The organism is Vibrio sp. SCSIO 43137, assembly GCF_028201475.1.
Taxonomy (GTDB): domain Bacteria; phylum Pseudomonadota; class Gammaproteobacteria; order Enterobacterales; family Vibrionaceae; genus Vibrio.
In genome coordinates this window covers 1457146-1480733 of record NZ_CP116384.1, presented here as the reverse complement: position 1 = coordinate 1480733, position 23588 = coordinate 1457146, and the positions used below count along the sequence as shown (strand labels likewise).

General features: G+C 43.3%; 25 protein-coding genes and 2 pseudogenes. 18 read left to right on the top strand and 9 right to left on the bottom strand.

The window, feature by feature from the left end; translation table 11 throughout:
• The first annotated feature begins 100 nt into the window (after positions 1-100).
• Positions 101-712 carry a LysE family translocator gene (locus tag PK654_RS22565; RefSeq protein WP_271699764.1) on the top strand — a complete coding sequence of 204 codons (612 nt, stop codon included), beginning with the start codon at positions 101-103 and terminating at the stop codon, positions 710-712.
• A 78-nt stretch (positions 713-790) separates the two neighbouring features.
• Here the strand turns inward: PK654_RS22565 and ykgO are convergent, their stop codons facing one another.
• The 3 genes from ykgO to PK654_RS22550 all read right to left on the bottom strand — a co-directional run bounded on the left by ykgO (position 791) and on the right by PK654_RS22550 (position 1684).
• A complete protein-coding gene (gene ykgO / locus PK654_RS22560) occupies positions 791-931 on the bottom strand; it encodes a type B 50S ribosomal protein L36 (protein ID WP_271699763.1) in 141 nt (46 codons plus the stop codon).
• Positions 931-1200 carry a type B 50S ribosomal protein L31 gene (locus PK654_RS22555; RefSeq protein WP_271699762.1) on the bottom strand — a complete coding sequence of 90 codons (270 nt, stop codon included), beginning with the start codon at positions 1198-1200 and terminating at the stop codon, positions 931-933. The genes ykgO and PK654_RS22555 overlap by 1 nt, the downstream gene beginning before the upstream one ends.
• A 145-nt stretch (positions 1201-1345) precedes the next feature.
• Entirely contained in the window at positions 1346-1684 is a 339-nt protein-coding gene (locus tag PK654_RS22550) for a type II toxin-antitoxin system HicB family antitoxin (RefSeq protein ID WP_271699760.1), read from the bottom strand.
• Positions 1685-1991: 307 nt separating this feature from the next.
• Between PK654_RS22550 and PK654_RS22545 the strand changes: the two genes are divergently transcribed.
• The 5 genes and pseudogenes from PK654_RS22545 to PK654_RS22525 all read left to right on the top strand — a co-directional run bounded on the left by PK654_RS22545 (position 1992) and on the right by PK654_RS22525 (position 7144).
• A complete protein-coding gene (locus tag PK654_RS22545; RefSeq protein WP_271699757.1) occupies positions 1992-2960 on the top strand; it encodes an HlyD family efflux transporter periplasmic adaptor subunit in 969 nt (322 codons plus the stop codon).
• Between the two features lie 13 nt (positions 2961-2973).
• The gene (locus PK654_RS22540) at positions 2974-4692 is read left to right on the top strand and encodes an ATP-binding cassette domain-containing protein (RefSeq protein ID WP_271699755.1); all 1719 of its coding nucleotides are present in this window, start codon (positions 2974-2976) and stop codon (positions 4690-4692) included.
• 1 nt (position 4693) lies between these two features.
• On the top strand, positions 4694-5818 hold the full coding sequence (locus tag PK654_RS22535) for an ABC transporter permease (protein WP_271699753.1): 1125 nt from the start codon (positions 4694-4696) through the stop codon (positions 5816-5818).
• A 5-nt stretch (positions 5819-5823) separates the two neighbouring features.
• Positions 5824-6930, top strand: a pseudogene (locus PK654_RS22530) (ABC transporter permease).
• A 19-nt stretch (positions 6931-6949) separates the two neighbouring features.
• Positions 6950-7144, top strand: a complete 195-nt coding sequence (locus tag PK654_RS22525) for a hypothetical protein (protein WP_271699752.1) — start codon at positions 6950-6952, stop codon at positions 7142-7144.
• Here PK654_RS22525 and PK654_RS22520 read toward each other — a convergent pair.
• Positions 7141-7491: a RidA family protein gene (locus PK654_RS22520; RefSeq protein ID WP_271699751.1), complete on the bottom strand. Its 351-nt coding sequence runs from the start codon at positions 7489-7491 to the stop codon at positions 7141-7143. The genes PK654_RS22525 and PK654_RS22520 overlap by 4 nt on opposite strands.
• Positions 7492-7892: 401 nt before the next feature.
• On the opposite strand from PK654_RS22520, the gene PK654_RS22515 reads away from it, so the two are divergent.
• Together PK654_RS22515 and PK654_RS22510 are read left to right on the top strand one after the other, a co-directional pair.
• Positions 7893-9824 carry a P-loop NTPase fold protein gene (locus PK654_RS22515; RefSeq protein WP_271699750.1) on the top strand — a complete coding sequence of 644 codons (1932 nt, stop codon included), beginning with the start codon at positions 7893-7895 and terminating at the stop codon, positions 9822-9824.
• A gap of 442 nt (positions 9825-10266) precedes the next feature.
• Entirely contained in the window at positions 10267-10422 is a 156-nt protein-coding gene (locus PK654_RS22510) for a hypothetical protein (RefSeq protein ID WP_271699743.1), read from the top strand.
• 91 nt (positions 10423-10513) lie between these two features.
• Here the strand turns inward: PK654_RS22510 and PK654_RS22505 are convergent, their stop codons facing one another.
• The gene (locus PK654_RS22505) at positions 10514-12352 is read right to left on the bottom strand and encodes a hypothetical protein (RefSeq protein WP_271699742.1); all 1839 of its coding nucleotides are present in this window, start codon (positions 12350-12352) and stop codon (positions 10514-10516) included.
• Positions 12353-12826: 474 nt separating this feature from the next.
• Between PK654_RS22505 and PK654_RS22500 the strand changes: the two genes are divergently transcribed.
• Complete coding sequence (locus PK654_RS22500; protein WP_271699741.1) at positions 12827-13339, top strand: mobile mystery protein A; 513 nt, start codon at positions 12827-12829, stop codon at positions 13337-13339.
• A 79-nt stretch (positions 13340-13418) separates the two neighbouring features.
• Here PK654_RS22500 and PK654_RS22495 read toward each other — a convergent pair whose 3' ends face one another.
• Positions 13419-14423, bottom strand: coding sequence for a Gfo/Idh/MocA family protein (locus PK654_RS22495; RefSeq protein WP_271699740.1), 1005 nt, complete (start codon positions 14421-14423; stop codon positions 13419-13421).
• 230 nt (positions 14424-14653) lie between these two features.
• Between PK654_RS22495 and PK654_RS22490 the strand changes: the two genes are divergently transcribed.
• The 6 genes and pseudogenes from PK654_RS22490 (at position 14654) to PK654_RS22470 (ending at position 19166) form a co-directional block, all read left to right on the top strand.
• Complete coding sequence (locus tag PK654_RS22490) at positions 14654-15148, top strand: GNAT family N-acetyltransferase (RefSeq protein ID WP_271699739.1); 495 nt, start codon at positions 14654-14656, stop codon at positions 15146-15148.
• 259 nt (positions 15149-15407) lie between these two features.
• Complete coding sequence (locus PK654_RS22485; RefSeq protein ID WP_271699738.1) at positions 15408-16172, top strand: isocitrate lyase/PEP mutase family protein; 765 nt, start codon at positions 15408-15410, stop codon at positions 16170-16172.
• Positions 16166-16687: pseudogene (locus PK654_RS23090) on the top strand (bifunctional transcriptional activator/DNA repair enzyme AdaA); the annotation flags it as partial. The gene PK654_RS22485 and the pseudogene PK654_RS23090, both read left to right, overlap by 7 nt.
• A 27-nt stretch (positions 16688-16714) precedes the next feature.
• Positions 16715-17224 (top strand): methylated-DNA--[protein]-cysteine S-methyltransferase, encoded by a 510-nt coding sequence (locus PK654_RS23085; protein WP_443088770.1) that lies wholly within the window; start codon positions 16715-16717, stop codon positions 17222-17224.
• Between the two features lie 397 nt (positions 17225-17621).
• Positions 17622-18527, top strand: coding sequence for a hypothetical protein (locus PK654_RS22475; RefSeq protein ID WP_271699734.1), 906 nt, complete (start codon positions 17622-17624; stop codon positions 18525-18527).
• Positions 18528-19166, top strand: coding sequence for an RES family NAD+ phosphorylase (locus PK654_RS22470; RefSeq protein WP_271699732.1), 639 nt, complete (start codon positions 18528-18530; stop codon positions 19164-19166).
• A gap of 39 nt (positions 19167-19205) precedes the next feature.
• On the opposite strand, the gene PK654_RS22465 is transcribed toward PK654_RS22470, so the two are convergent.
• Both PK654_RS22465 and PK654_RS22460 read right to left on the bottom strand, forming a co-directional pair.
• Complete coding sequence (locus PK654_RS22465) at positions 19206-19826, bottom strand: DNA-3-methyladenine glycosylase family protein (protein WP_271699731.1); 621 nt, start codon at positions 19824-19826, stop codon at positions 19206-19208.
• Between the two features lie 18 nt (positions 19827-19844).
• The gene (locus PK654_RS22460; RefSeq protein ID WP_271699730.1) at positions 19845-20768 is read right to left on the bottom strand and encodes a DMT family transporter; all 924 of its coding nucleotides are present in this window, start codon (positions 20766-20768) and stop codon (positions 19845-19847) included.
• A 176-nt stretch (positions 20769-20944) separates the two neighbouring features.
• On the opposite strand from PK654_RS22460, the gene hxpB reads away from it, so the two are divergent.
• Positions 20945-21658, top strand: a complete 714-nt coding sequence (gene hxpB, locus PK654_RS22455; protein WP_271699729.1) for a hexitol phosphatase HxpB — start codon at positions 20945-20947, stop codon at positions 21656-21658.
• 137 nt (positions 21659-21795) lie between these two features.
• Here the strand turns inward: hxpB and PK654_RS22450 are convergent, their stop codons facing one another.
• A complete protein-coding gene (locus tag PK654_RS22450; RefSeq protein WP_443088758.1) occupies positions 21796-22416 on the bottom strand; it encodes a substrate-binding periplasmic protein in 621 nt (206 codons plus the stop codon).
• A 268-nt stretch (positions 22417-22684) separates the two neighbouring features.
• On the opposite strand from PK654_RS22450, the gene PK654_RS22445 reads away from it, so the two are divergent.
• Both PK654_RS22445 and PK654_RS22440 read left to right on the top strand, forming a co-directional pair.
• Positions 22685-23137, top strand: a complete 453-nt coding sequence (locus PK654_RS22445; RefSeq protein ID WP_271699726.1) for an AraC family ligand binding domain-containing protein — start codon at positions 22685-22687, stop codon at positions 23135-23137.
• A 33-nt stretch (positions 23138-23170) separates the two neighbouring features.
• Positions 23171-23545, top strand: a complete 375-nt coding sequence (locus tag PK654_RS22440; protein ID WP_333909671.1) for a helix-turn-helix domain-containing protein — start codon at positions 23171-23173, stop codon at positions 23543-23545.
• Positions 23546-23588: the final 43 nt, after the last annotated feature.

Below are 23588 nucleotides of genomic sequence, written 5' to 3'. Positions count from 1 at the left end.
TTACCTTAATATGTCTAAATATAGCCGTTAGAAATTTTAGCTTCTACTTATACTGACCCTCAAACAATAAAAAGATAACCAAATTGCAGGAGAGAGTGATATGACGTTTGAGACATGGATAATTTATTTTCTGGCGGTGTTCAGCTTGTCGCTGGCTCCCGGCCCCAATGGGCTGCTGGCACTCAGCCACGGGGCTATGTACGGAAAACAGAAGACGCTGTTTACCATATGTGGCGGAGTATCCGGTTTTATGCTGATGATGGCACTCTCTATGCTGGGAATCAATGCCGTGTTGTTAGCGTCAGCGGATATACTGGCACTGTTCCGCTGGATTGGCGGCGGGTATTTGATCTGGCTGGGAATACAGTTATGGAAAGCACCGGCTATTAGTATGGAAGTGGTCGAACGCAGCAGGAATGTACGCAATCGGGTGTTGTTCCGGCAGGGACTGCTGGCTGCGGTATCAAACCCTAAAGTACTGCTGTTTTTTGCGGCCTTTTTGCCCCAGTTTATCGACCCAGATCAGCCTCTGTTGACTCAGTTTCTAATTATGGCGGCAACCTTTGGTGTAACCGAATTTCTGGTTGAATATGCTCTAATGAGGATTGCAGGCAGAGTGCGTCCGTGGCTGGAAAAGAGTGGTAAAAAGTTTAACCGCACCTGCGGTGGTCTGTTTGCGGTTATTGGTGCAAGCCTGCCTCTGGGGAGCTAACAGTAAACCCTTCAAAAGACAAAAAAGAGCAGGTTTATCCCTGCTCTTATTGATTCAGCAGCCAGCAATAGCTCACTGTTATTTCTTCTTAACTTTGCCTTGCACAGCTTTAAAGCGCGGGTTTGATTTGCAAATTACGTAGATGCGGCCACGGCGCTTTACCACCTGACAGTCGTGATGACGTTTCTTAGCACTTTTCAGTGAACTGAGCACTTTCATCACTTACTCTCTTTCTTCGCTTTTGTCAGGTTACCGAAGCGGCGGTTAAAGTTAGCGACACGGCCTTCTTTGTTAATTACGCGCTGCTTACCAGTGTAGAAAGGGTGCGATTCGGAAGAGACTTCGATCGTCATATAAGGGTAAGTTTTGCCGTCTTGCCACTCTATAGTGCGGTCGGTCTCCAGAGTCGAACCAATAAGAAAGTACTTATCAACACTGGTGTCATGAAATACAACGGTACGGTAGTTAGGGTGGATGCCGGGTTTCATCAAATATCTCCAAATAAAATGTTATAACATAACAAATGATAATCATTATCATTAATCGTGTCTAGTTCAAATATTCAGATAGCTGATTGTTTACACATGAGTATGGGAGGAGGGGATAGAGTAGAGGAAGTATTGGTTGTTCGTGTTACGAGGCGTTAACACGAGCAATTTTTTCCCGAATAGCTTCACAGACAAACGCATTCAGGCTTTTACCTTCAGCAGCGATAACCGCTTTTCTATGCAGCTCTTCGCCTGTTCTTATGTTAAATGAACCCTTACACGGCTTTTGTGGCTCTCTGCCTAACTCTTCGCAGGATAAAAGGTACTCATCAACTGAACGTCGGAACTCTTGTTCCAGTTCCTTTAGATTGTCGGCCTGATAGGTTATCAGATCCCGAATAAAAGCCAGCTTGCCAAACAGCATATGGCTTTCCAGTTCAGGTTCGATAGTGCCCAGATAACCTTTGTAGCGTAAATATTTCATAACCAGCCTTCTTGTTTCAGGTGGGCTTTTACTGACTTTAATGCACCACCTTTTAGTTTGCTTTCCGGTGTAAGGTGACATAAACAAACATTCGCAACTAATAATAGTTGCAAAAGCCCGGCTGAGATCTCTAAAACGGCTGTCTATAGCTGATTGTTTACATTGAAAAAAGTGTTTATTTTCCAAGCTATATTAATCATTAGCTGCTGGTTTGATTAATTATTATCGTTATAAATCAATGACTTTGGTGTTTTTGCTTCTTAGAATTATAAAAGGTTCACTGAGAAAATTTCTAAGGTAAAACGCTATGAGCAAGAAGATCATCCCAATCCTATTGATAATCCTCGCAGTCGGAGGTTGGTATGGCTATAGCAATTATTATGTTGCAGAGACAGACAACAGCGTTATCTACGGCAACATCGATATCCGTGAGGTAAAACCTGCCTTCAGACAGTCAGGGCGTATCGAACATATGTATGTGGAAGACGGCGCTTTGGTTAAAAAAGGCGATCTTCTGGCGGAGATTGACAGCGTACCATTTCGACGTGAGGTTGATCTGGCACTGGCGAAGCTGGCGGTAGCGGATGCAAGGCTAGCGGACCTTATCAAAGGCCCCCGTGCACAGGAAATTGAGAGCGCTCATCAGGAAGTAGTGCGACTGGAGGCGACATTAAGGAATGCCAAGTACCAGTACAACCGCCAGAAAGGTTTGATCAAATCCGGTGCCACCAGTGCCGATAATCTGGATAACGCTCAGGCGCATTACAGTGAAACCAGTGCGGCACTTGCGGCCGCTAAGCAGCGTATGTCGTTGTTACAGGAAGGCACCAAGGCGGAAACCCTGACCATTGCACAGCAGGAAGTGGGTGTGGCAAAAGCTGAACTCGCTATCAAAGAGACAGCACTGGAAGACACCAAACTTTACGCTCCTGAAAATGGCGTAGTGCTTACCCGTATTCTTGAGCCGGGCTCCATGGTAAATGCCGGTAATCCGGTGATCTCACTGTCACTGAAAAACCCGACTTATGTACGTGCCTACATAGCAGAGACTATGCTGGGGAATATTTCCCCCGGTGATTTAGTGACCATTCACACTGATTCTAACGGGCAGACTTTTGAAGGGCAGATCGGCTTTATTTCTCCTAAAGCAGAATTTACTCCCAAAACGGTTGAAACCCCTGAGCTGAGAACCAGCTTGGTTTACCGGATCCGTATTGTGGTTCGCGGCGATGATAAAGGGCTGAATCAGGGTCAGCCTGTCACTATCTCACTGTAGCGGGGCATAGGGGATGACCAGTCAACAAGTGGTAGCAGAGATCCATGATGTCAGCAAATCCTTCACCGGAACCAAGGTTCTGGATAGCGTTTCCGCATCGATCCGTTCCGGTGTATTAACCGGTCTTGTCGGGCCGGACGGCGCCGGAAAGACCACCTTAATGCGAATGATCGCCGGTTTGCTGAACCCGGAAACAGGCTCAATTGAAGTGGTGGGGAAAAACTCTGTCGAGTACCACGATGAACTGGCGGAACTTATCGGCTATATGCCACAGCGGTTTGGTTTGTATGAAGATCTGAGTGTGATGGAGAACATGCAGCTTTATGCCCAGCTTCGCGGAATTCATGCCGATGAACAGCAGGCGCTGTTTGCCGAACTACTCAAATTTACCCGTTTAGAGCCCTTTACAAAAAGGCTGGCCGGAAAGCTGTCCGGCGGCATGAAGCAGAAACTGGGGTTGGCTTGTGCGCTGATGGCACGTCCGCGTCTTTTGCTGCTGGATGAACCGGGTGTCGGGGTCGATCCCCTCAGCCGTCAGGATCTCTGGGCGATGGTGGATCAGCTACTGGATGACGGTATGGCTGTGGTCTGGGCGACCGCTTATCTGGATGAGGCAGAGCAGTGTGACGAAGTATTGCTGCTTAATCAGGGCAGCCTGCTCTACTCCGGTAAACCCGATACCCTGACCCAGCGACTGAACCACAGAAGCTTTAAGCTGAACAAGGTTTATGACAAACGCCGCGAAGTACTGCGTGACCTGCTGGAACAGCCGTTCAGCTCCGATGGTGTGATTCAGGGCAAAGCCATCCGCGCCGTTCTGTCCGATGTTGATCAGCAGAGTGCGCTGGATAGGTTTGCCCACGAGCAACAGGCGCAGGTAGAAGAGTGTCCGCCGCGCTTTGAAGATGCCTTTATTGACCTTTTAGGCGGTGCTCCGGCCGGCCGATCTGAGTTGGCGGAGAAGATGGATACCATCAGCAACGATCTGGAACATGTGGTGGAGTGCAGCGAACTCACCAAGCAGTTCGGTCAGTTTAAAGCGACGGATAATGTCTCTTTCTCGGTAAAACGTGGCGAGGTATTTGGCCTGTTGGGGCCGAACGGGGCAGGTAAATCCACCACCTTTAAAATGCTCTGCGGCCTGCTTTCCGTTACTTCCGGCAGCGCCACGGTAGCGGGTGTGAGTCTGGCGACTGCCTCTACTCAGGCCAAGATGCAACTGGGCTATATGGCGCAGAAATTTTCTCTCTATAGCCTGCTTTCGGTAAAACAGAATCTGGAGTTTTCTGCTGGTGTCTATGGCCTGAAAGGCAAAGTAAAAAAACAGCGCATTCAGGACATGATAGAGACCTTCCATCTGCAACCTTATCTGAATACCAACCCTGATGAACTGTCACTCGGCTATAAACAGAGGCTGGCACTGGCCTGTGCCGTAATGCACCAGCCTAAAGTGCTGTTTCTGGATGAACCGACTTCAGGGGTTGACCCTATCACCCGCCGTGAGTTCTGGACTCATATTAACGGCTTTGTAGCCAAGGGTATGACAGTGATGGTGACCACCCACTTTATGGATGAGGCCGAGTATTGCGACCGCATCGCCCTGATGTACCGTTCCAGACTGATTGCGCTCGACAGCCCGGATAACCTGAAAAGCCGCTGGCGTACTACGGACAATCCGGATCCGACAATGGAGCAGGCCTTTATCAAACTGATTGAAAATGAGGACGAATAACATGGCGGGAACATTTAACTTCCGGCGCGTCAGGGCGCTGATTGTCAAAGAGTCATTGCAGGTATTGCGTGACCCTTCGGCCATTGTTATTGCCTTTGTACTGCCTGTGGTACTGCTGACGCTGTTTGCTACCGCAGTATCACTGGATATAAAACAGCTGCCCATTGCGGTGGTAAAACAGGATGACTCTGCGTGGTCGGAATCCCTTTCGGCGGCATTCAGCCAGACTAACTATTTTGGTGTTGAACCGGTTCGCGACCTCAGACAGGCTCAGGAGAAGGTCGCGGCCGGTAAACTCAATGGTGTGGTGATTATTCCGCAAGACTTCTCTCAGCGCATTGCGTCGGGTGAACGGGAAAACCTGCTGCAGGTTATTACCGACGCCAGCCAGCCAAATACGGCCAACTTTGTTGCTAACTATTCCCAGAGCATTGCCAGCTTATGGGCGCGGCAAACCCTGATGGATGTGCAGCCGCAGAGCATCAATATAGAGAGCCGTGTCTGGTTTAACCCGGAAGTTGAAAGTAAGCGCTTCCTTATCCCCGGAGCCATTGGCATCGTGATGACCATGATAGGCACCTTGCTTACCGCGCTGGTTATCGCCCGTGAATGGGAGAAGGGCACCATGGAGGCGCTGATCTCCACTCCGGCACAGGTTAAAGAGATATTGGTGGGTAAACTGGTGCCGTATTTTGTGCTGGGACTGATCGCCACCCTGATTTGTGTGTTGCTGGCTACTCAGTTATTTGACGTTCCGTTAGTGGGCTCGTGGGGTTCGGTATTTTTGCTCTCATCCTGCTTTTTAGTTCCGGCACTGGGGCAGGGGCTGCTGATTTCTACTGTGGCAAAAAACCAGTTTATCGCCTCCATGATGGCGTTGATGTCGGCCTTTTTGCCCGCCTATATGCTGTCGGGCTTTCTGTTCGAGATTGACTCTATGCCGCAAATTATCCAGATGCTGACCTATCTTCTGGCGGTGAAATACTACATCGCCTGTATCCAGACGGTATTTCTGGCGGGCGATATCTGGCCGCTGTTTATTCCAAACATCGCCGCCATGCTGTTTATCGGGCTGTTGTTTTTTGTTATCGCCCATAAAAAATCCTCTAAAACACTGGAAGAGTAAAAGCTATGTTGTTTTCTCCGGCATTAAGAGCCCAGATTATTAAAGAATTTCTCTGCATTCTGCACGACAAAAAGACAAGGATGATTTTGGTAACGCCGCCTTTGCTGCAATTGGTGATATTTGCCTATGCCATTACCCTGGATGTGGATAACGTTAAGATCACGGTGTTCAATCAGGACAGTGGTTATTATTCGCAGCAGTTTTTGCAGCAAGTGAACAGAGCCGAGTTTGTCGGCAGTATCAAGAGTGTCTACTCCTATAAGCAAGTTGAAGAGAATATGAATCAGAGGCGCAGTCTGGTTTCTGTGGTGATTCCTTCTGATTTCTCAAAGGCAGTTTCATCGGGTGAGAACCCTGATATTCAGGTGATTGCTGACGGACGCAGGGCGAACGCGGCGCAGGTGGTGACAGGCTATATACAATCACTCAGTCAGTAGTTTATGTCGCAGGGTAATGGCGGCCAGAGGGAGATAAATCCGGTAACGGTACGTCACTGGTTTAACAGTAATCTCGACTACCAGTGGTTTGTGGTACCGGGCTTGTCCGGCGTACTTTCCATGATGATTGCCTTGCTGCTGACAGCGCTTTCTATCGCGCGTGAGCGCGAGCTGGGTACGTTCGAACAGCTTTTGGTGTCGCCGTGCAGCTCGGCAGAGATCATTGTCGCCAAAACCATACCGCCATTGGTGGTCGGTTACCTGCTCGGTAATATGATGGTTGGCGCCGGAGTATTGCTGTTTGATGTGCCGTTTATGGGATCTTACTGGTGGCTGCAACTGGCTCTGGTGGCCTTTTTGATCTCCACTGCATCGCTGGGGCTGACTATTTCGGCCATCTCCAACACTCAGCAGCAGGCCATATTGGGTTGCTTTGCCATTGTGGTACCCCTGATGCTGATGTCCGGCTTTGCTACACCGGTCGCCAATATGCCAGAAGTTCTTCAGCATATAGCCCAGTGGCTGCCGATTCAGCACTACTTAGTTATTGTTCAGGGCATATTTCTGAAGGCACTGCCGCCACAAGAGGTGATTGCGCATATCGCCCCTATGGTGGTGGTTGCCTTCGTTTCCCTGCCGTTAGCCAGCCTGCTGGTCAGAGCAAAATTGCAATAAATCAGGCTAAGGAGAGCCCATGCAACCGTGTCCGTTCTGCCATTCAACCAATCAAAGTGTTGAGATAAAACCGTCCGCATGGGATGCAAAAACCGAAGAGCCGCACATTATCTGCAACGATTGTGCGGCCTCGGCCCCTGTTTATATCTGGCAGAGGCTGGGGAGTGAGGAAGCGGAGAACGAAGTGAAGCCTGAGCGATGTTCAGGGTATTAATTTCTTACTGCCGTTACGGTAACTTCAATAAGCACATCGCCTTCTAAATCAACACCCAGACAAGCTCGCTGAGGCCAGTGCTCTGGGTTTTCTCCTAACCATTCGCACCACACTTTATCCATCTTGGCTTTATCCTGCATATTAGCGATATAGACCTGAGCGCTTACTATGTGAGTTTTATCAGAGCCTAACTCTTTAAGGTTCTCATCAATGGTTTCCAGCGTGAGTTTAGTCTGACCAATGATATCTAATGTGGTGTCTGAGGCCGTTGCCACCGTCCAGACTAAATCTTTATACGCTGACGACTTATTGCGGCCTTGATAGGCTCCGCGTTTTCTTTCAATCATTTTACTCTCCCCGAAGTTCTGACATTTTCATTATGGCTGTGCCTTATAATTTGATTGCACATAATGCATCTGCTTGTTGTATGTTTCAACGCCTCTTCAAGGGGGTAGTGGCAATTATTGTAGGTCTGGCTGTTTATTTAGGTATGACTGTCGGGATAGGTAACTACTCATAGGAACCGGTTCTATTGTGAGGCGATTTACAGTGAAAATTGAAGCTTAGGGATGCCCCGTAATCATTCAAAGCAAATACTCATTCATATCTTGTTAATATGAGTTTGCCATACATTAGGTTAACTGAATTCGGCTCATCTAGAAATTATGTATTTCTTAGCATTCTAACTCCTTCGTTTTGTTTGTAAGGTATTGATTTGTAATTGAACCAGTAAATTAAAGTCGGCATTATGTTAGACTTAAAGGCGGCTGTAACCCGTCTAATTAACGTTAGCTGTTTTTATCAGAGTTATGAGGGATTTGATTTGGAAGAAATAAACAAGAACGTATCAAGTTATCTATCATATTATTATAACCTGCCATATTCTCCTGAATACTCGATAATGTTGAATGGAAAATGGGGTGCAGGAAAAACTTGGTTCATAAAAGATAGTTTAAAGTTATCTAAGAAAAAATTCTTGTATGTCAGTTTATATGGAATAACAAGCTTTGAAGAGATTGAAAACTCATTCTTCGAGCAATTACACCCAATACTATCTTCAAAAGGTATGAAGTTAACTTCAAAGATTGCTAAGGGAGTTCTCAAAGCCACTATCAAAGTTGATCTTGATTCAGACGGAAAATCAGATGCAAATGTTGGATCTACAGTTCCAGATCTAAAGCTTCCTGAATATCTTACAAATACAGATAATTATATTTTAGTATTTGATGATCTTGAAAGGTGTTCAATGAACATCTCAGATGTTATGGGGTATATAAACCATTTTGTAGAACATCAAGGTTATAAAGTCATTGTTTTAGCGAATGAAGATGAGATCCATAGTACAGATGATACGTATGCAAGGGTTAAAGAAAAACTTATTGGTAAGACTTTTAAAGTCAAAGCTGATATAAAATCTGCGTTGACTGACTTTATATCTGATATTAAGTCAGAAGATGTTAAGTGTTTCTATTATGATAATTTTGATTATATTATCAGTATATTTGAAAAAGCAAAGTTTGATAATTTACGTCATTTAAAACATTCATTATGGGATTTTGAGCGTCTATATTCATATTTTCCTAGCTCCAGTTTTAAGAAACAAGGTTTAATCGAGCAATTGTTTGGATTATTTCTATGTTTTTCTTTTGAGTCAAAAGGAGGCTCCTTATCATCAGAGTCCCTAATCCGTCTTAATTCTGGAAATTATAGTAGGCTATTTTCTAATGGAAATGCCCCAAAGAAGACACTGTTCCAGATCATATCAGATAAGTACTCTATGATTAATTTTGGAGAAACAATCCTAGAATTAGAATCATGGGCTGAATTCGTATTTCATGGAAACGTTGAGCAAGAACGAATAGAGGAATCAATATGTAAATCTCGTTACTATCAAGATGAGAATACGGCGTCATGGGTGAAATTATGGCGATTTTTAGACATGCATGATGACGATTTTGATACTGTCTATAGTGACGTATGTTCATCAATCCGTAATAAAGAAATTGATGACGTAAACGTACTTAAGCATATTGTTGGAACGTTTTTAAGCTTATCAGATATGGGCATTATCTCTAAATCTAGAGCGGAAATTGTATCTAGTGGTATAACATATGTTGATTTCCTAAAAGAATCAGGTTTACTTGTGAAAAATGAAAGTTTAGAACCTAGATTTATTAGAAATTCGAGTTGGGGTGGCTTAGGCTTTCATGAGCATGATTCTGACGATTTTAAAGAATTTTCTCGATATATTAATGAGAAAACGGAAGAGTCTACAAGTGATAAAATGCCCGAAGTTGCAAGTGAACTATTGGGGTTAATGAAAAATGATAATATGGGTTTTGTTAGAAAATTAATATTCAGCAACCATGGACAAGACACCTTTTACCAAACACCAATTTTAAGTCATATAGACGTAGATGAATTTGTTACGAAATTACTTAGTTTAAATTGTGCAGATTTTAGAATGACAGGTTATATGTTTAAAGAGCGTTACTCAGATGATATGTTTAATTCTACTCTTAAGTCAGAGTTGCCGTGGCTAGTTGATTTGTGTAAAGCCTTACAAGAAAAGCAAGATAATTTATCCAACAAACTCAGTGGTTACAGAATCAAGACTATGCTTGAAGATGATATCCAGCCTTCAATAGACATTTTAAGTAAACTGGAAACAAACGGCTAACAAACGGCTATGGCCTCAATATACTTGTTCTAATCTGGTATAAATCGTTTAGAGTGATACTCCAAAACAATTTATGTCCATAAATGAGTTAAACACCACTAGCTTCGCCTGTGATCACCAATTGACACCTATCCCCAATAAAACATATGCTTACCCCGCACCGGCAAAATCCGGTGGCGGGATTGGTACCCCGTTTTAAGTTCTTCCGGCGTATAGACGCCAGTGTTTTACTGGTTTTTTTTTATATGCGGCTTTGCCACACCTGAAAATGGTGAAACTGCTTAAGTAACAGGCAGTATCCGAATTATGGTGAGCTGAGCTGGGCAACCCTCGGGTTGGCCGTTTCGGAAGTGCGGTAGTACCAACCCTGTTCAGTTCACCACCCATTGATTGGTACCTTTGGCTGGTGATTTACACTATAAATTACTTCTCGGAGGTCTTTATGACCGAGCAAACCAACACCGACTTCTATCAGCAAGTCGAAGACTTTATCCTCAATACCATTGATTGCGATATGGATACCAATAAAGCGCTAAACAACGAGATCCGCCTGTTCCTGCTAACCCTGATAAATCACCATAAGAAGGTGGAAGAGTAGAGGGTTAGAGTAGGTAAAAAAGCATTCCCATGTATGGGAATGCTTTCTGATGCGGCTATAGCCCATTTTAATGAGCCTATCCTTGTCGTTACTAAATCGACTTAGATATCAGGTCTGCCTTTAGCAACCCGCCTTTTGTCAGTAATTTTGGCGAAAAGTTAGGGTTCCGTCTTTGCTTGTAAGCGTTGAGTATTTTTTGCAGTCCTTCAGCTTCCAGCAAAGAAATATTGATGTCGGTATCCATATCGGCGGCATCTACAAAGTCATCAGAGAATGCTGGCGCTACAATAAGTACCTGAGCAACTCTGTGTCCGTTTGATTCGCATCTTTTAACGTAAGATTTAACTTGTCTTGATGTTGACGAGTACTTAGCAAATTGACCGTTTTTGAAAGACTTAGCTTCACCTACAATGACATCATCATTTTCCAGCGAGACAATGATATCTGCCTTGTCTTTAGCTGTGTTGATATCTTTTCTTAGATCCTCATCTACCGTCATACCTAATTGCTCAAGAATCGAACGTGTGGCTTCTTCAAACTTAACGCCGATGTCTGCTTCTTTGATATCAATTCCGGCAGCCAACAAGCCTTGCAGATCTCTACAAGCTAACAGGTGATAATTTTCTACTAGTCGATCATTGGCACTTGCGAAACTGTCGATTATTTGAAGTCTTGGATTACCTTTCTTTGGTAAAGCCATGTCATTTCGAATCGTTTTGATTTCCTCGTTGTTATAGAGGTAAAGAATATCAAAAGGAGTGATCCCCAGAGCTTTGAGTTTTTCTGGATCTAATGCTTCTTTGTTTTCGATTTCAAAGTCTGAGCGTATTCTTTCTTCAACATCAGGGGTGGTAGTACTTAGTCGTTCTAATAACTCTTTGTAGCCACTCACACTTAGAGTATTAAACTCTTCTTCAGCGCTGGTTTTGAGATAATCGATCAGTACATCGATTCTGTCATGCAAACGCGTACCAATACGCTGAACATTTAAGCTCATATCTTCGATTAACTGCTTAATCCGATCTTTACGCTGGTTTTGTGTCGAGTCTTCTGTGTGAAGGTCAGTTGAGAGTATGCTTCTGATTGATAGACCTGAGTGAGCAATAGTCGCTATTTTTTCTTGTCTGCTTACACCCCGGATCTTATGCCCGTGCGCTTTCAAGATATGTGATAACTCAGCATCGGATAAAGAGCGAAGAATTCTTAGTACGTACTTGTCTGGCAGCTCTTTCCCAATCAGTTCGTGGATTATTGCCACAATCTCATCAGCAATCATCACTTCTGAACGGCGTCGGTTAACCAGAATTATTCCGTTCTCTCTTAAGTACTCTAACGCTGCATCGATTCCAAGCTCAGGGATAGGATCTACCGAATGTTCCAGAGCGTAAATTTCTTCTCTGGATAATTTTAAACCTTCAGATAGGGTATTGAGGACGGTACGTTCATCTTCAGAGACCTTCGCTGCTCTATTAGACTTCAGGTCATTGCTAAATGCAGCGTGCATGCAATCGCGGTAGAGTTTTAATCTGGCAATTCTGTCAAAATCAACAGAATCTGATTCGGAAATTTGCTTCGAGATATCGCTGCTTAGCTCGTTGATTTCTTTATATTCTTTCGCATAAAGAGACTCAATCCACGGAACAGTTGCAATGCAGTTGCCATCACGAGAAAGGATATTAATAAGTAGTGATACCTGAGGACCACCTAGTGCGATTTGTTCCTGAATAAACTTTTTGAAGTGCCCTTTAACTAAACCAAATAGCTGAGTAATTTCGTTGCCAGAAGCTGCTTTAAGCTGACCGTCGATTTTGTCTAGTTGGTTGGACAGTGCTTTGTCATCTTTTGAGTCTTGGCATAGCTTATCTATGCAATTTATGAATTTTGACCGTTCTACTTGATTAGTATGTGTCAATACTTGATTTAATTTCATAGGCTTAGCTCTTCATCAATTATCCATGTGAACTAATAATGATAGCGTTATATGACCATATGAAAATGTTAACTATGTCACCAGTTGGTTATGATTTTATATGAAATTAAAGGCGTAATATTATCTCTGATAATGTTAAAGGCTTTATGTATTTACTGAATTAACTTATGCAGCTTTTTTAGCACTAGTACTTTCAGCTAAAACCCAATAGCAGCATGGCCAAAGCGGCAAGTGTTAATAAGAAGATACCTGCTACACCAATTAGCATAAAAAAGCGCTATTGCTTTTTTGTATCTTAATTAAGATACAGTTAGTTAAGATATGTAACTAACAATGAGTACGATATTGGTTTTTATGTATTTAAAATTAGATACAATAACTATAATAATGTAACCTAAATAGAATACATTTTAATAGATAATGTATCTTTTTTTGATTACATTTAAGGTGTGAGCAATAGAGAGCGAGGTTCCTATGTACTCTTTTCAAAGCAATCAGAATAAGCAACAACCCGTTAAGAAAACAGTTTTAAGGCAGTACAGAGAGTTGGTTGATGCAGTTAAAGGAATACTGCTCCCCTCAACACCTAAAGAGGGTTGGATCAGAACAGTAAGAAAGGCTCTTGATATGTCAGGAGCTCAGCTAGCAGATAGAGCCGGTATGACTAGAAATAGGATTTCAGTTCTTGAAAGGCGCGAGGCTGATGGTGATATAACTCTAAATCAGTTAAAGCAACTGGCCGAAGCTCTGGACTGTGATTTTGCATATATATTAAAACCTAGAAAACCTGTCTCTGACACATTACAAGAACGTGCGCTTGAAGTAGCTAAAATCGAAGTTGAGAAAGCATCTAAGAATATGTTTCTGGAGGCGCAGTCAATTAGTAAAGAGAAGGAAAACATCTTAATAAGTGAACTCGCCGAAGACATTATGCGTGCTGGTGGGCGAAAGTTATGGGGCAAAAATAAGGATGAAAAAGCATCTTGATCATTGATGAGTCTTAAGGAAGCAGACAAAGGTAATTTTGCTCCATTCGTTAAATACCTTGAGAGCCTTGGCAATTGAACTAAATGTCCGAATGACATAACCCCTCAAAACCTGCTTCTACCAATGCCGTTTCCATTATGGCGATGACTTTTCTGCTGGTGCTACTGCACAGAATATCGGATTGCTGTTTATTATCGATAATCAGGGAACAAACATGCTCCGTTTCATATTCAAATCCGCCGCCCCGTGATGGGGTAGTAATTTGACGTTCCAGCCCCGCGTACTTAATGTCGATTGTTCTGGGGTTCCACCATTTATCATGGATTTTTATCTCCAGATCCGGACCAGAAATGATAGCTTCGCGTTTGAGGTCTCTGGTTATTGAAGCTCCGATTTTTCCTTTAACTTCGCCATCAAAGATAAACTCCACGGTTTCATCAACCTGCGATGTTTCGTTATCTCTAAGGAAAGAGAGTGATGGTTTTGGTACCTCAACCCCCATTGCTGAACACAAATCTGTGTATAGCCAAAGACCATAGACGCCGACATCAAGGGTGGCTCCGCCACTTAGCTTTGGGTTAAACAGATGCCAATCTGAGTCAAACTCATGCCAGTTACCGAAAGCGGCTTCGATAGAGTTAATCTTTAAGTCATTTTCTATAATAAAACGTCGTAGCTCCCGATATGCCGGAAAAGCGACGGCTTTCATCGCTTCAACTAACAGAACATTATTAGCTGCTGCTAGTTGCGACATATCATCCCAGTCTTTACTGTTTGTAAATGCAGGCTTCTCAACCAGTACATGCTTGCCATTGCTCAGAAACAGCTCAACCAGTTTTCTGTGAAATGGATGAATGGTAGCTATATACACTGCTTCTACGCTTGAGTCTTCAGCGAGGAGTTGATAGGAACCGTAGCTCTTTTTACTACCATATTCACGACTAAACTCTTCAGCTCGTTTTTGGTCTCTTGCTGCTACTGCGTATAGTTCTCCGTTGTCAACGTGATTAGAGAGATCTTTAGCAAATCGATGAGCGATATTCCCTAATCCTGCTATACCCCATTTAATCTTTCTGTTAGCCATAACTTCTCCATATAGGGTTATTGAGATCCGAACGCGTTATGCTAACGGATTCTTATCAGGACAGGCACCATAGTAATGCATCAACTGTTTATTTGCATGACTTAAAATAGTATTGATAACAAATAATTAAATAGTATCTAATTGGTTGTGCCTATTAGAATATTTCTTTATTTTAGCAATGTGTTATGCGCTGAATCGTGCAGGTATCAAACAAACTTAGGGGAAGATTTATGTTAAAAATAAGGAAGTTCGAGCGAGCAGATTTCTCTTCTGTGCAAGCAATCTATCAGCAAGGGATTGATACCGGGCACGCGACTTTTCAGCTTGCTGCTAAGGATTGGGATGAATGGAACTGCTCGCTACTTGAATCATGCAGGCTGGTAGCTGTTTTTGAGGATAAAGTTGTAGGCTGGGCTGCTTTATCTCCCGTTTCAAGCCGGAGTGTTTATTCTGGCGTAGCTGAAGTGAGCTTATATGTTTCTTCTGACATGCGGGGACAGCAAGTCGGGACTTCCCTGTTATCTGAACTAATAACTATCTCGGAACAGCATGGCATATGGACGCTACAAGCAGGAATATTTCCGGAAAATGAGGGAAGCATTCATGTACATAAGAAAAACGGATTTAAGCTGGTAGGTGTCAGAGAAAAGCTCGGCAAGTTGAACAACAAGTGGCGGGATGTGGCATTGCTTGAACGCCGTAGTGCTATCGTTGACTTTGTATAGTCAAGGTTGTTAGCCGAAACAAACCAGAGGCTTTGATGTATATCGATTGGTACAGAGAAAAAGTACCGGCTTGGTTAACGTCAGTGGAAAAAGCGTTATAGCCTAAATCTAATCCAACCCAGAGATCCCGATTTACTTGTCATATGGCTGGCTGCAATAGCCGGAAAAGCCTACACAAAAATACTTGTCAATTTTTCGGTTGTGGCGGAATTTCTATATTTGCTATTTTTAGCAGAACGGACTTACACGGGATATAAAAATGACGTTTAAAGAACTACATCAACAAGATGAGCCACTAACCATTTGTAATGTATGGGATGTCGCCAGTGCTAAAGTTGCTGAAAAGCTGGGCTTTCAGGCCATTGGCACATCCAGCGCAGCGATTGCTGCTCTGCTTGGTTATAAAGATGGAGAGGGCATGAGTTTTGAGGAGCTAAGCTATCTGGTAAAACGGATCGCGGCTAATACATCCCTGCCGTTAACTGTCGATATAGAATCTGGTTATAGCCGCCAGCCTTCTGAAATAGTAGAGCATATTAAAGTGCTTTCTGACGTTGGCGTTGTCGGCATTAACATTGAAGACAGTACTGTTGACGGCGATAGAAAACTCACAGGCGCAAGCGACTTTGCAAAGCTGATTTCATCTATTAAAACGCAATTAGATCAGGAAAAACTGGATATCTTTTTAAACGTCAGAACAGATACGTTTCTGCTAGGGGCTCCAAATGCGCTTATTGAAACTGAAAAGCGTGTTCAACTTTATGCCAGTGCAGGTGCCGATGGCATATTCATACCCTTTATTGCAAAAGAAGCTGATATTAGAGCAGTGGTTGAAAAAAGCACACTACCTATCAATGTTATGTGTACGCCAGATTTACCTGACTTTAATAAGCTGAAAGAGCTGGGTGTAAAGCGCATCAGTATGGGTAACTATTTGTTTGATAATATGCTTAATGGCCTTGAGCATCGCCTTCACTCAATTAAAACTAGTCAATCTTTTGAGTCTGTTTTTTCAAAATGTTAGTTACCGACCAGAAAAAAATAGAGACCTACTATCAGGCTCTGCTTGACAGAGAGTCAAGCTATGTTGGTATCTTTTATGTCGGGGTAAAGACAACATCTGTTTTTTGTATTGCAACCTGTAGAGCCAGAAAACCTAAATTTGAAAATGTAGAGTTTTACACCACTTTTAAGGAGGCGCTGGATGCTGGCTACAGACCCTGCAAAGTGTGTAAACCTACAGAAAATGCTAATGAAGCGCCGCCGCAGGTTGCTCTGGCTATGGAAATGGTCAGGAACAATCCGAAGGAAAAGATTTCAGACCATCAACTCCGTCAACTGCAAATAAGCCCGGAATTAGTACGCAGGTGGTTTAAAGCTCATTATGGAATGACGTTTCATGCCTATCAGCGAATGTATCGGATAAATAGCGCCTTTCAGGAATTAAAAGGTGGTAAAAAAGCGATAGATGCGGCATTTGATACAGGGTATGAATCATTAAGTGGATTTGGTTACACCTATAAGAAGTTCGTAGGCAAATCCCCTATTCAGAGTGCTGACAATAAGGTGATATTAATTAGCCGGTTAACAACACCTTTAGGTCCAATGTTTATATGTGCGACTGATAAGGGAGTGTGCCTGCTGGAGTTTGTTGACCGCAGAATGTTAGAAACTGAGTTTAAGGACTTACAAAAACGACTCAATGCCAGAATTATCGCCGGAGAGAATCATCATATTAAACAGGCTAAAAAAGAGATAGGCGAGTATTTTCAGGGCATACGCAAGCACTTTGACGTTGAACTGCATACGCCCGGAACAGACTTTCAAAACTCGGTTTGGCAGTATTTAAAGCAAGTGCCTTATGGTGAAACCTCAAGCTATCAGCAGCAGGCTGAAAAGATAAACAATCCTAAAGCCGTAAGAGCGGTTGCCTCTGCTAACGGGCTCAATCGAATATCCATCATAATACCGTGCCACCGGGTGATAGGTAAGGATGGAAAACTGACCGGATACGGCGGTGGCTTAGAACGAAAGCGCTGGCTTATTGAGCATGAAAAGCAAAACTCTCAACATTAACTTAGCTCGCTTGCTGACACCGGCTTCTGTCAGCAAGTGGAAGACTTATCCTCAATATCACTGACTCAGGTATCGGCACGATAAGGCGCTAAACGATGAAATCTGCTTGTTTTTGCTAACCCTGATAAATCACCACAAGAAGGCGAAACAGATAGAGCCTTACTCGGCGGTAAAGAAGCCATACCGCTTGTAGCTTGCCAACTGATGATTTTTTGCTCTTTATTTTGTCTGGATGTAGAATTGGTAGTGCGTGGCTTTTAAATACCATTTCTACAGGGGCGGCAGCATGAGAACGAAACCTAATCACTCCAGAGGCTCATGGAGGCAGAGGCGAAAATCTTCTATAGATTCAGCTGCCCGTCATAGAAGAGGGTTTTCTTTTCAGGAAACTAGAGCGTTGGATAAAGATATTGAAGTGACTCCAAAAGTCGTCGAACCGGATATGCCATATCCTCACACTTCCGCTAACCTGCCTGACATGGACATTCATTACCCGCAAGTATCTACTCAGGCATTCAGAGGCTGCTCGTCAAAAAGTGAGTTCGATTTAGCGTTGTCTATCGCTGAGGACTTGATTGAATCCGGTGTAGCAAAGCAGATAAGAAAAGCTGATCAAACGGTAACGTTAAGTGGCACATCGGGCTCGTCTGAAGAAGCTAAAGCACTGATTGAATCAATGAATACCTTTATTACGGCCTCTTTTAAGCAGCAAGATAACTTAGAAGAGGCCTTAAGCACTCTTCCATTAGATGAGATCTCAGAATCAAGATTGGTATTGCGACAGAGGTTCGTGAAAAAGCGCACTCAATTTTATCGACAGCACAATATTCTAGACAGCAAAACCTTTAGTGCTCTGATTGATATTAAAGACAGCAACCCTTCCAGAAAGCTTAATCGTATGCGTGAGCAAGGAAAAGTATTAGCCCTACGAACCAATGATGGTTTTGTCTACCCAGAGTTTCAGTTGGATACGGAAACATGTGTATATACAGGGCTGCAAGCTGAGCTTCCTAGGTTGTATGAGAAGCTTACTGGCTGGGACATCGCTTTTTGGCTGACAACACCGGCAACTCTTATCACTAAGCTGTTTAATCCATCAGCTGATGAAATAGCGAATCTGTCTGGCCAAGATCTCAGCTTAGATCAAATTGTAGACTCTGTTTTAGCTCCGGATCTAGATGATGGTTCAATCACAGCAAAGCCGATAGAGCTGCTTGAGAAGGGAGAGTCAAAGCTATTCTCTGAATTTGTAACGGATTACTTAAATCCGCAAGAGAGAGTAATCCCAAGGACGGAGGTATAGGTGAAACTGTACACCATACCTGCTGGCCAACGCCTATATCGTATCTGCACCGATAAATACCCGTCTAATGCTTTTAATTCCGGTAATGGTGGTGCGTATCGCTTTAGCCCGCTATTTGATGGAGAAGGTAATGTTATTCCATCCATGTACTTAGGAGTAACCCACACGGAAGCAATGGCAGAAACGCTGTTCAGGCAGGAAGAAGGAGAACGAAGGCGGTTTGATATTGCGAAAATCGAGAAAAAGAAGCTGGTTCATCTGGACGTAGAGCACGACTTGGTTTTACTGGATTTGCAATCCATTGGCAAAATTGCCGGGCTATTAGAACAGGGAAAAAGTGCATACCCTAAGCTTCATCGTGTCGCAGCCACACTATTGGCATTACCCCAGCTCAGTCATATACATGGTTTTATATGGGATAGCTATCAGCGCAAGGCGAGTGGAGTGGGAGCCATGCGCGTTATGGTGTTGTATGAAACCCGTGTTAATCCGCCGGTACTCACAGAGAGGCTGAGTGAATACCTGTTACATCCTACAGGGTTTAATAAGCTGGAAGATGTCAGCAGGGCTCTAAACTGTGATATTCCGGAAAGCGTGAAAAATTTAGCCAATGAAATATCCCGTAAAAGCGTACGCTAGATTAGGAGATTTGAGGTCGGTAGCTATAGCTCTTCAAGGTTATTTTTTATCAGAAGTATGATGGTGATAATAGTGCCACAAACATAAAGCACCTGCGCTTCTCCACGGAGCCCAATGGGCAACCATTTCACGTGCCTGCTTTGCGGTTGGCTTGCTATCAAGCCCTTTCAGTAGCTGTAACCCGACAAGTATTCCTAAATCATCGGCAGGAAATATATCCATCCGGCCTAATGAGAACATCAGGTAAATTTCAGCGCTCCAGCGACCCAGCCCCCTGAGGCTGGTGATCGCTTTTATGGCATCGTCATCACTAAGGTTTTCTAAATCATCAATATCAAAACTGCCATCAAGTACGGCGGTCGCTAAGCCTTGGGTATACTCTATTTTTCGAAACGATAAGCCCGCATCTCGCAGGGTCTGAGCCGGTATTTTTATAAACTGCTCAGGGGTGGGCTGATCCATAAGGTCTAGAACACGCGCCATAATTGACTGGGCTGCTTTGGTGGATAGTTGTTGGCCTATGATGGTAGACAGAAAAGTCTCAAAACCTCTGGATCGTGCACGTGCTTCCGGCATACCCAGCTTTGCGATAGCATCTTTTATATCTTTATCCTGAATACTGAGTTGCTCAATACCCTGAAGCACGGTGTTACTATCCATTTTCATCCTTGTCGTTGATTAAGCTAAGCTTGATATCATCCGTTGCCATAGCCGGCTATCAATAGCGGATAACCCGATTGCTATTAACGCCATGCCCGTTATATGAATCACTTCCAGAGTCTCGTTCAGGAATAGTGAGCCAAGCAGAACCGCAGAGACTGGCACAAGCAGTGTTACCAATAGTACGTTTGTTGCACCTGCCAGTTCAAGAATTCTGAAATAGAGAATATACGCGAACGCTGTTGAGGCAACGGCAAGTCCAGCTATGGCTAGCCATGTGCTTATGCTTGTTTGGTCTATATTGATAGTGCCTTCTACGTACAAGGTAATAGGTAGTAATATCAGTGCTGAGGCAGTTACCTGCCCTGCTGCTGTAACGGTAGGGTTCACCCCCAGTGTTTTGAATCTACGTCCGTATACCCCTGCAAATGAGTAAGATAAGGCGGCACCAACAATGGCGAGTTGTGCCAATAGATGATTTTCACCACCCAACGCGGGCATACCTATCATTACTGCTACTCCTACAAAGCCGAGAACGACGCCAATAATTTTCAATGGTGTTGGCCGTTCATCAGGCAGCATAGCACCCGCGACTACTACAGCAAATATCGGTGTTGCAGCATTCAGAATCGAGGCTAAGCCTGATGCAATCTGAGTTTGCCCCCATACTATCAAAGCAAAAGGGATGACATTGTTGAGCAATCCCATGCCTAAGAAAGAGCCCCATATTTTCAGGCTTTTTGGAGGACGTAAGCCAATCATCATAGCGATTCCCCATAGGGTAAATGCGGCAATTCCCACTCTAAGTGTCACTATGGTTAATGGAGGAAGGTCATTGACGGCTACGCCCACAAAAAAGAAAGAACCGCCCCATAAGACCGAGAGTAAAATGAGCATAGCCCATACTTTTGAGTTTATGGAGTGGTTAATGTTTGCTGTCATGGCTGGCAGGTACTCTGTGTTATTCAGTGATATTTTTATACTAGCGGCGGTATTAATCCTAAAACATCCGAATATTGCGCCCTATTCAAAGTAATACTCGTTCTTGTTTTTATAGGTTCTTAGGTGAACTAGGGAGGTTGTTTTTTAAATCGGTATGTTATCCTCCTTGCTTTCGTATGGCTGCCACATTAGTTGAGGCATTTTTCACCGCAGATTTTACTGAGGATGTACCAATGATATACGCTGCAATTTTTGATATGGATGGCTTGTTGATTGATTCAGAACCGCTATGGAAGGAAGCAGAAAGAGAGGTTTTCTCATCAGTCGGGGTAGATGTAAAAGAAGAGTTGGCCGAGCAAACGGCAACTATGACAACAAGAGATGTTACTCAGTTTTGGTTTGAACGCAATCCATGGTCAGGGAAAAGTTTAGATGAAGTTGAAGCCGCTGTTGTAGGTAGGGTTGAGTGTTTAATTAAAGAAAAAGGCCGAGAACTGGAAGGCGTTACAAAAACTCTGTTTTTCCTTAAGGAAAAGGGCTTCAAAATCGGGCTTTCTACCAACTCTCCATATCAGCTAATACCGGTAATTTTAGAAAAGTTAGGCATCATTGATTACTTTGATGCAATATCTTCTGCAGATGATGTTGAGAAAGGCAAGCCTGCACCAGATGTATATCTTTCAACAATCCATAAACTTGGTGTGGATGCTTTAAACTGTATAGCTTTTGAAGATTCATATTCAGGAATGCTTGCTGCAACAAGAGCGAATGTTAAAACCGTAGTTATTCCTCAGCCTGATAAATTCCATCATAAATTCCCAGAATCGCATTTAAAACTACAAAAACTTTCTGATTTTAGTGAAGCGCATTTAGCAACATTGTTGAGATAAGTTCTGCATATGACTTAATACAACTCCACCTTAATGGATTGTGCAGATACTTGTTTTTATGAAGTGGACATAAAGGAGATCGGAATCGCTACATGGCAACGCTTCAGAGTTATTTTTGAGTGGGAGTTATGGAGTGATTACTGACCTTCAGTATTTAAAACGCCATGCTTTAAAAGTATCGATTGATAACTTCCGTCAGACATCATGTCGCTTAATGCACGATTAAAGGCATTAACGATAAGTTTGTGGTCCGGATGTTTTTTTGAAATCAGCATATATAAATCATAGGTACGATAATCCGGTGTGATGGGCTTTATTCTATTTCTGTGTTCACTCATTTCACCATTTAAAAGGTAATTTACATTGTCATAAGAGCCCAGAAATGCATCTATTCTGCCGTGAGAGAGTTTCATTATGTTTTGGCGGATATCGTTTACTTCATCAACCATTATGCCACCGTGGTTTTTAAGATCCTGAGTGAAATTAGAACCGAGGAGCACGCCCACTTTCATACCGTCAAAGCTATCTAAACTGTCGTAAGAGTATGAACTTTCGTTACCTTGCCAGAAGGTAAACCGTGAACTGCCAATGGTTGATGAGTATTCAAAAAAGGCTTCCCGATCTTGTTTATAAGAGGCAACCACTATCCCGTCGTAGCCACCTAGTTTGCTCACTTCTAATACTCTATTCCACGGAGCCCACTCAATATTAAGCAGGTAACCGGTTTTAGAGAGGGCGGTGCGGACTATTTCTGACATATATCCATCATTTTTAAGCTCCGGACTGTTCATAGGCTTCCACTCAACGGCGGCCAGTGTCAGTGTTCTGGAATGATTAGATGCAAAGCTAAATTTTGCGTTGTATACACAGATGAAAAGCAAAAAAATGACAAATGACAATCGCTTCAAGTTACCGTCCCTGGCTATAAGAAGTTGATTAGCTACAGTATAGTCAAGGTTTATGGAAAAACGGATAGAGTAATATTGATATGAGACTGGTGTTGTAGCATGTTTAGGGTATTGAACTATGAAAATGGAGTTTCATATCTTGGCTAATACCGTTCGTGACATTGACCAGCGTTTCTGGAGTAGTAAGGCTGTTTCGCATCTGACCATTCGCTCTACGCACAACAGTATTCAGGGCTACAAAGCGCACAGCCATCCTGAGCTTTCAATTGGCATTATTGAGTCAGGTGCGACTCAGACATTCGTTGACGGTCGGCATATTGTTCTGGGTGAAGGCGACATTGTTTTAATCGAGCCTGATCTGGTACATGCCTGTAATCCTGTTGAGGGTAAGCCCCGTAGTTACCATATGCTTTATGTTGATAACACGTGGTGCTGCAACCTGCTATCAAGGTTATACGGATATCAGGTAACGCAGTTTATATGCGAGCAAAGGGTGGTTTCTGAAGCTGAGTGCGGGCTGAGATTATCTACTTTAATTGGTTTACTGTCTGGGCTGGAATCCAAGAAGTAGGCTGCTGAGTTAGATAACCTTCTTTTCTGCTTAATAAGTCGTTATTGCTCACCAGTACATAAGCCAGATAGTGTTGATGAGTTAGCAAATAAGGTAAGACACCGGCTGCTTGAAGATATCGTCCATCCTCCTTCTCTGGAGACACTTTCTCAGCAACTGGGCAGACCAAAAGAGACGCTGATTCGTAACTTCAAAAACCAGTTCGGTATCCCGCCTAAGTCATTCTTAAATAATAACCGGATTGAAAAAGCTAAGTACTTGCTTAGATATGGTATGAACATCGTAGATGTTGCAACGGAAGTAGGTTTTTCTGACCAAAGTCAGTTTCATCGTAACTTTGTCAGCTACACTGCTTCTACGCCAAGGCAATATCAGCAGCTAACGTCATTTTTCGACAATAATTCCTAAATGGAAGTACCTATAGTCTGAGAATTATTAAGAATATAGGTAA

What these genes read in the sequence shown, in the direction of transcription:
- PK654_RS22565 (WP_271699764.1), top strand. Translation starts at nt 101, where the DNA reads ATGACGTTTGAGACATGGATAATTTATTTTCTGGCGGTGTTCAGCTTG.
- ykgO (WP_271699763.1), bottom strand. Translation starts at nt 931, where the DNA reads ATGAAAGTGCTCAGTTCACTGAAAAGTGCTAAGAAACGTCATCACGAC.
- PK654_RS22555 (WP_271699762.1), bottom strand. Translation starts at nt 1,200, where the DNA reads ATGAAACCCGGCATCCACCCTAACTACCGTACCGTTGTATTTCATGAC.
- PK654_RS22550 (WP_271699760.1), bottom strand. Translation starts at nt 1,684, where the DNA reads ATGAAATATTTACGCTACAAAGGTTATCTGGGCACTATCGAACCTGAA.
- PK654_RS22545 (WP_271699757.1), top strand. Translation starts at nt 1,992, where the DNA reads ATGAGCAAGAAGATCATCCCAATCCTATTGATAATCCTCGCAGTCGGA.
- PK654_RS22540 (WP_271699755.1), top strand. Translation starts at nt 2,974, where the DNA reads ATGACCAGTCAACAAGTGGTAGCAGAGATCCATGATGTCAGCAAATCC.
- PK654_RS22535 (WP_271699753.1), top strand. Translation starts at nt 4,694, where the DNA reads ATGGCGGGAACATTTAACTTCCGGCGCGTCAGGGCGCTGATTGTCAAA.
- PK654_RS22525 (WP_271699752.1), top strand. Translation starts at nt 6,950, where the DNA reads ATGCAACCGTGTCCGTTCTGCCATTCAACCAATCAAAGTGTTGAGATA.
- PK654_RS22520 (WP_271699751.1), bottom strand. Translation starts at nt 7,491, where the DNA reads ATGATTGAAAGAAAACGCGGAGCCTATCAAGGCCGCAATAAGTCGTCA.
- PK654_RS22515 (WP_271699750.1), top strand. Translation starts at nt 7,893, where the DNA reads ATGTTAGACTTAAAGGCGGCTGTAACCCGTCTAATTAACGTTAGCTGT.
- PK654_RS22510 (WP_271699743.1), top strand. Translation starts at nt 10,267, where the DNA reads ATGACCGAGCAAACCAACACCGACTTCTATCAGCAAGTCGAAGACTTT.
- PK654_RS22505 (WP_271699742.1), bottom strand. Translation starts at nt 12,352, where the DNA reads ATGAAATTAAATCAAGTATTGACACATACTAATCAAGTAGAACGGTCA.
- PK654_RS22500 (WP_271699741.1), top strand. Translation starts at nt 12,827, where the DNA reads ATGTACTCTTTTCAAAGCAATCAGAATAAGCAACAACCCGTTAAGAAA.
- PK654_RS22495 (WP_271699740.1), bottom strand. Translation starts at nt 14,423, where the DNA reads ATGGCTAACAGAAAGATTAAATGGGGTATAGCAGGATTAGGGAATATC.
- PK654_RS22490 (WP_271699739.1), top strand. Translation starts at nt 14,654, where the DNA reads ATGTTAAAAATAAGGAAGTTCGAGCGAGCAGATTTCTCTTCTGTGCAA.
- PK654_RS22485 (WP_271699738.1), top strand. Translation starts at nt 15,408, where the DNA reads ATGACGTTTAAAGAACTACATCAACAAGATGAGCCACTAACCATTTGT.
- PK654_RS22465 (WP_271699731.1), bottom strand. Translation starts at nt 19,826, where the DNA reads ATGGATAGTAACACCGTGCTTCAGGGTATTGAGCAACTCAGTATTCAG.
- PK654_RS22460 (WP_271699730.1), bottom strand. Translation starts at nt 20,768, where the DNA reads ATGACAGCAAACATTAACCACTCCATAAACTCAAAAGTATGGGCTATG.
- hxpB (WP_271699729.1), top strand. Translation starts at nt 20,945, where the DNA reads ATGGCTGCCACATTAGTTGAGGCATTTTTCACCGCAGATTTTACTGAG.
- PK654_RS22450 (WP_443088758.1), bottom strand. Translation starts at nt 22,416, where the DNA reads ATGTCAGAAATAGTCCGCACCGCCCTCTCTAAAACCGGTTACCTGCTT.
- PK654_RS22445 (WP_271699726.1), top strand. Translation starts at nt 22,685, where the DNA reads ATGAAAATGGAGTTTCATATCTTGGCTAATACCGTTCGTGACATTGAC.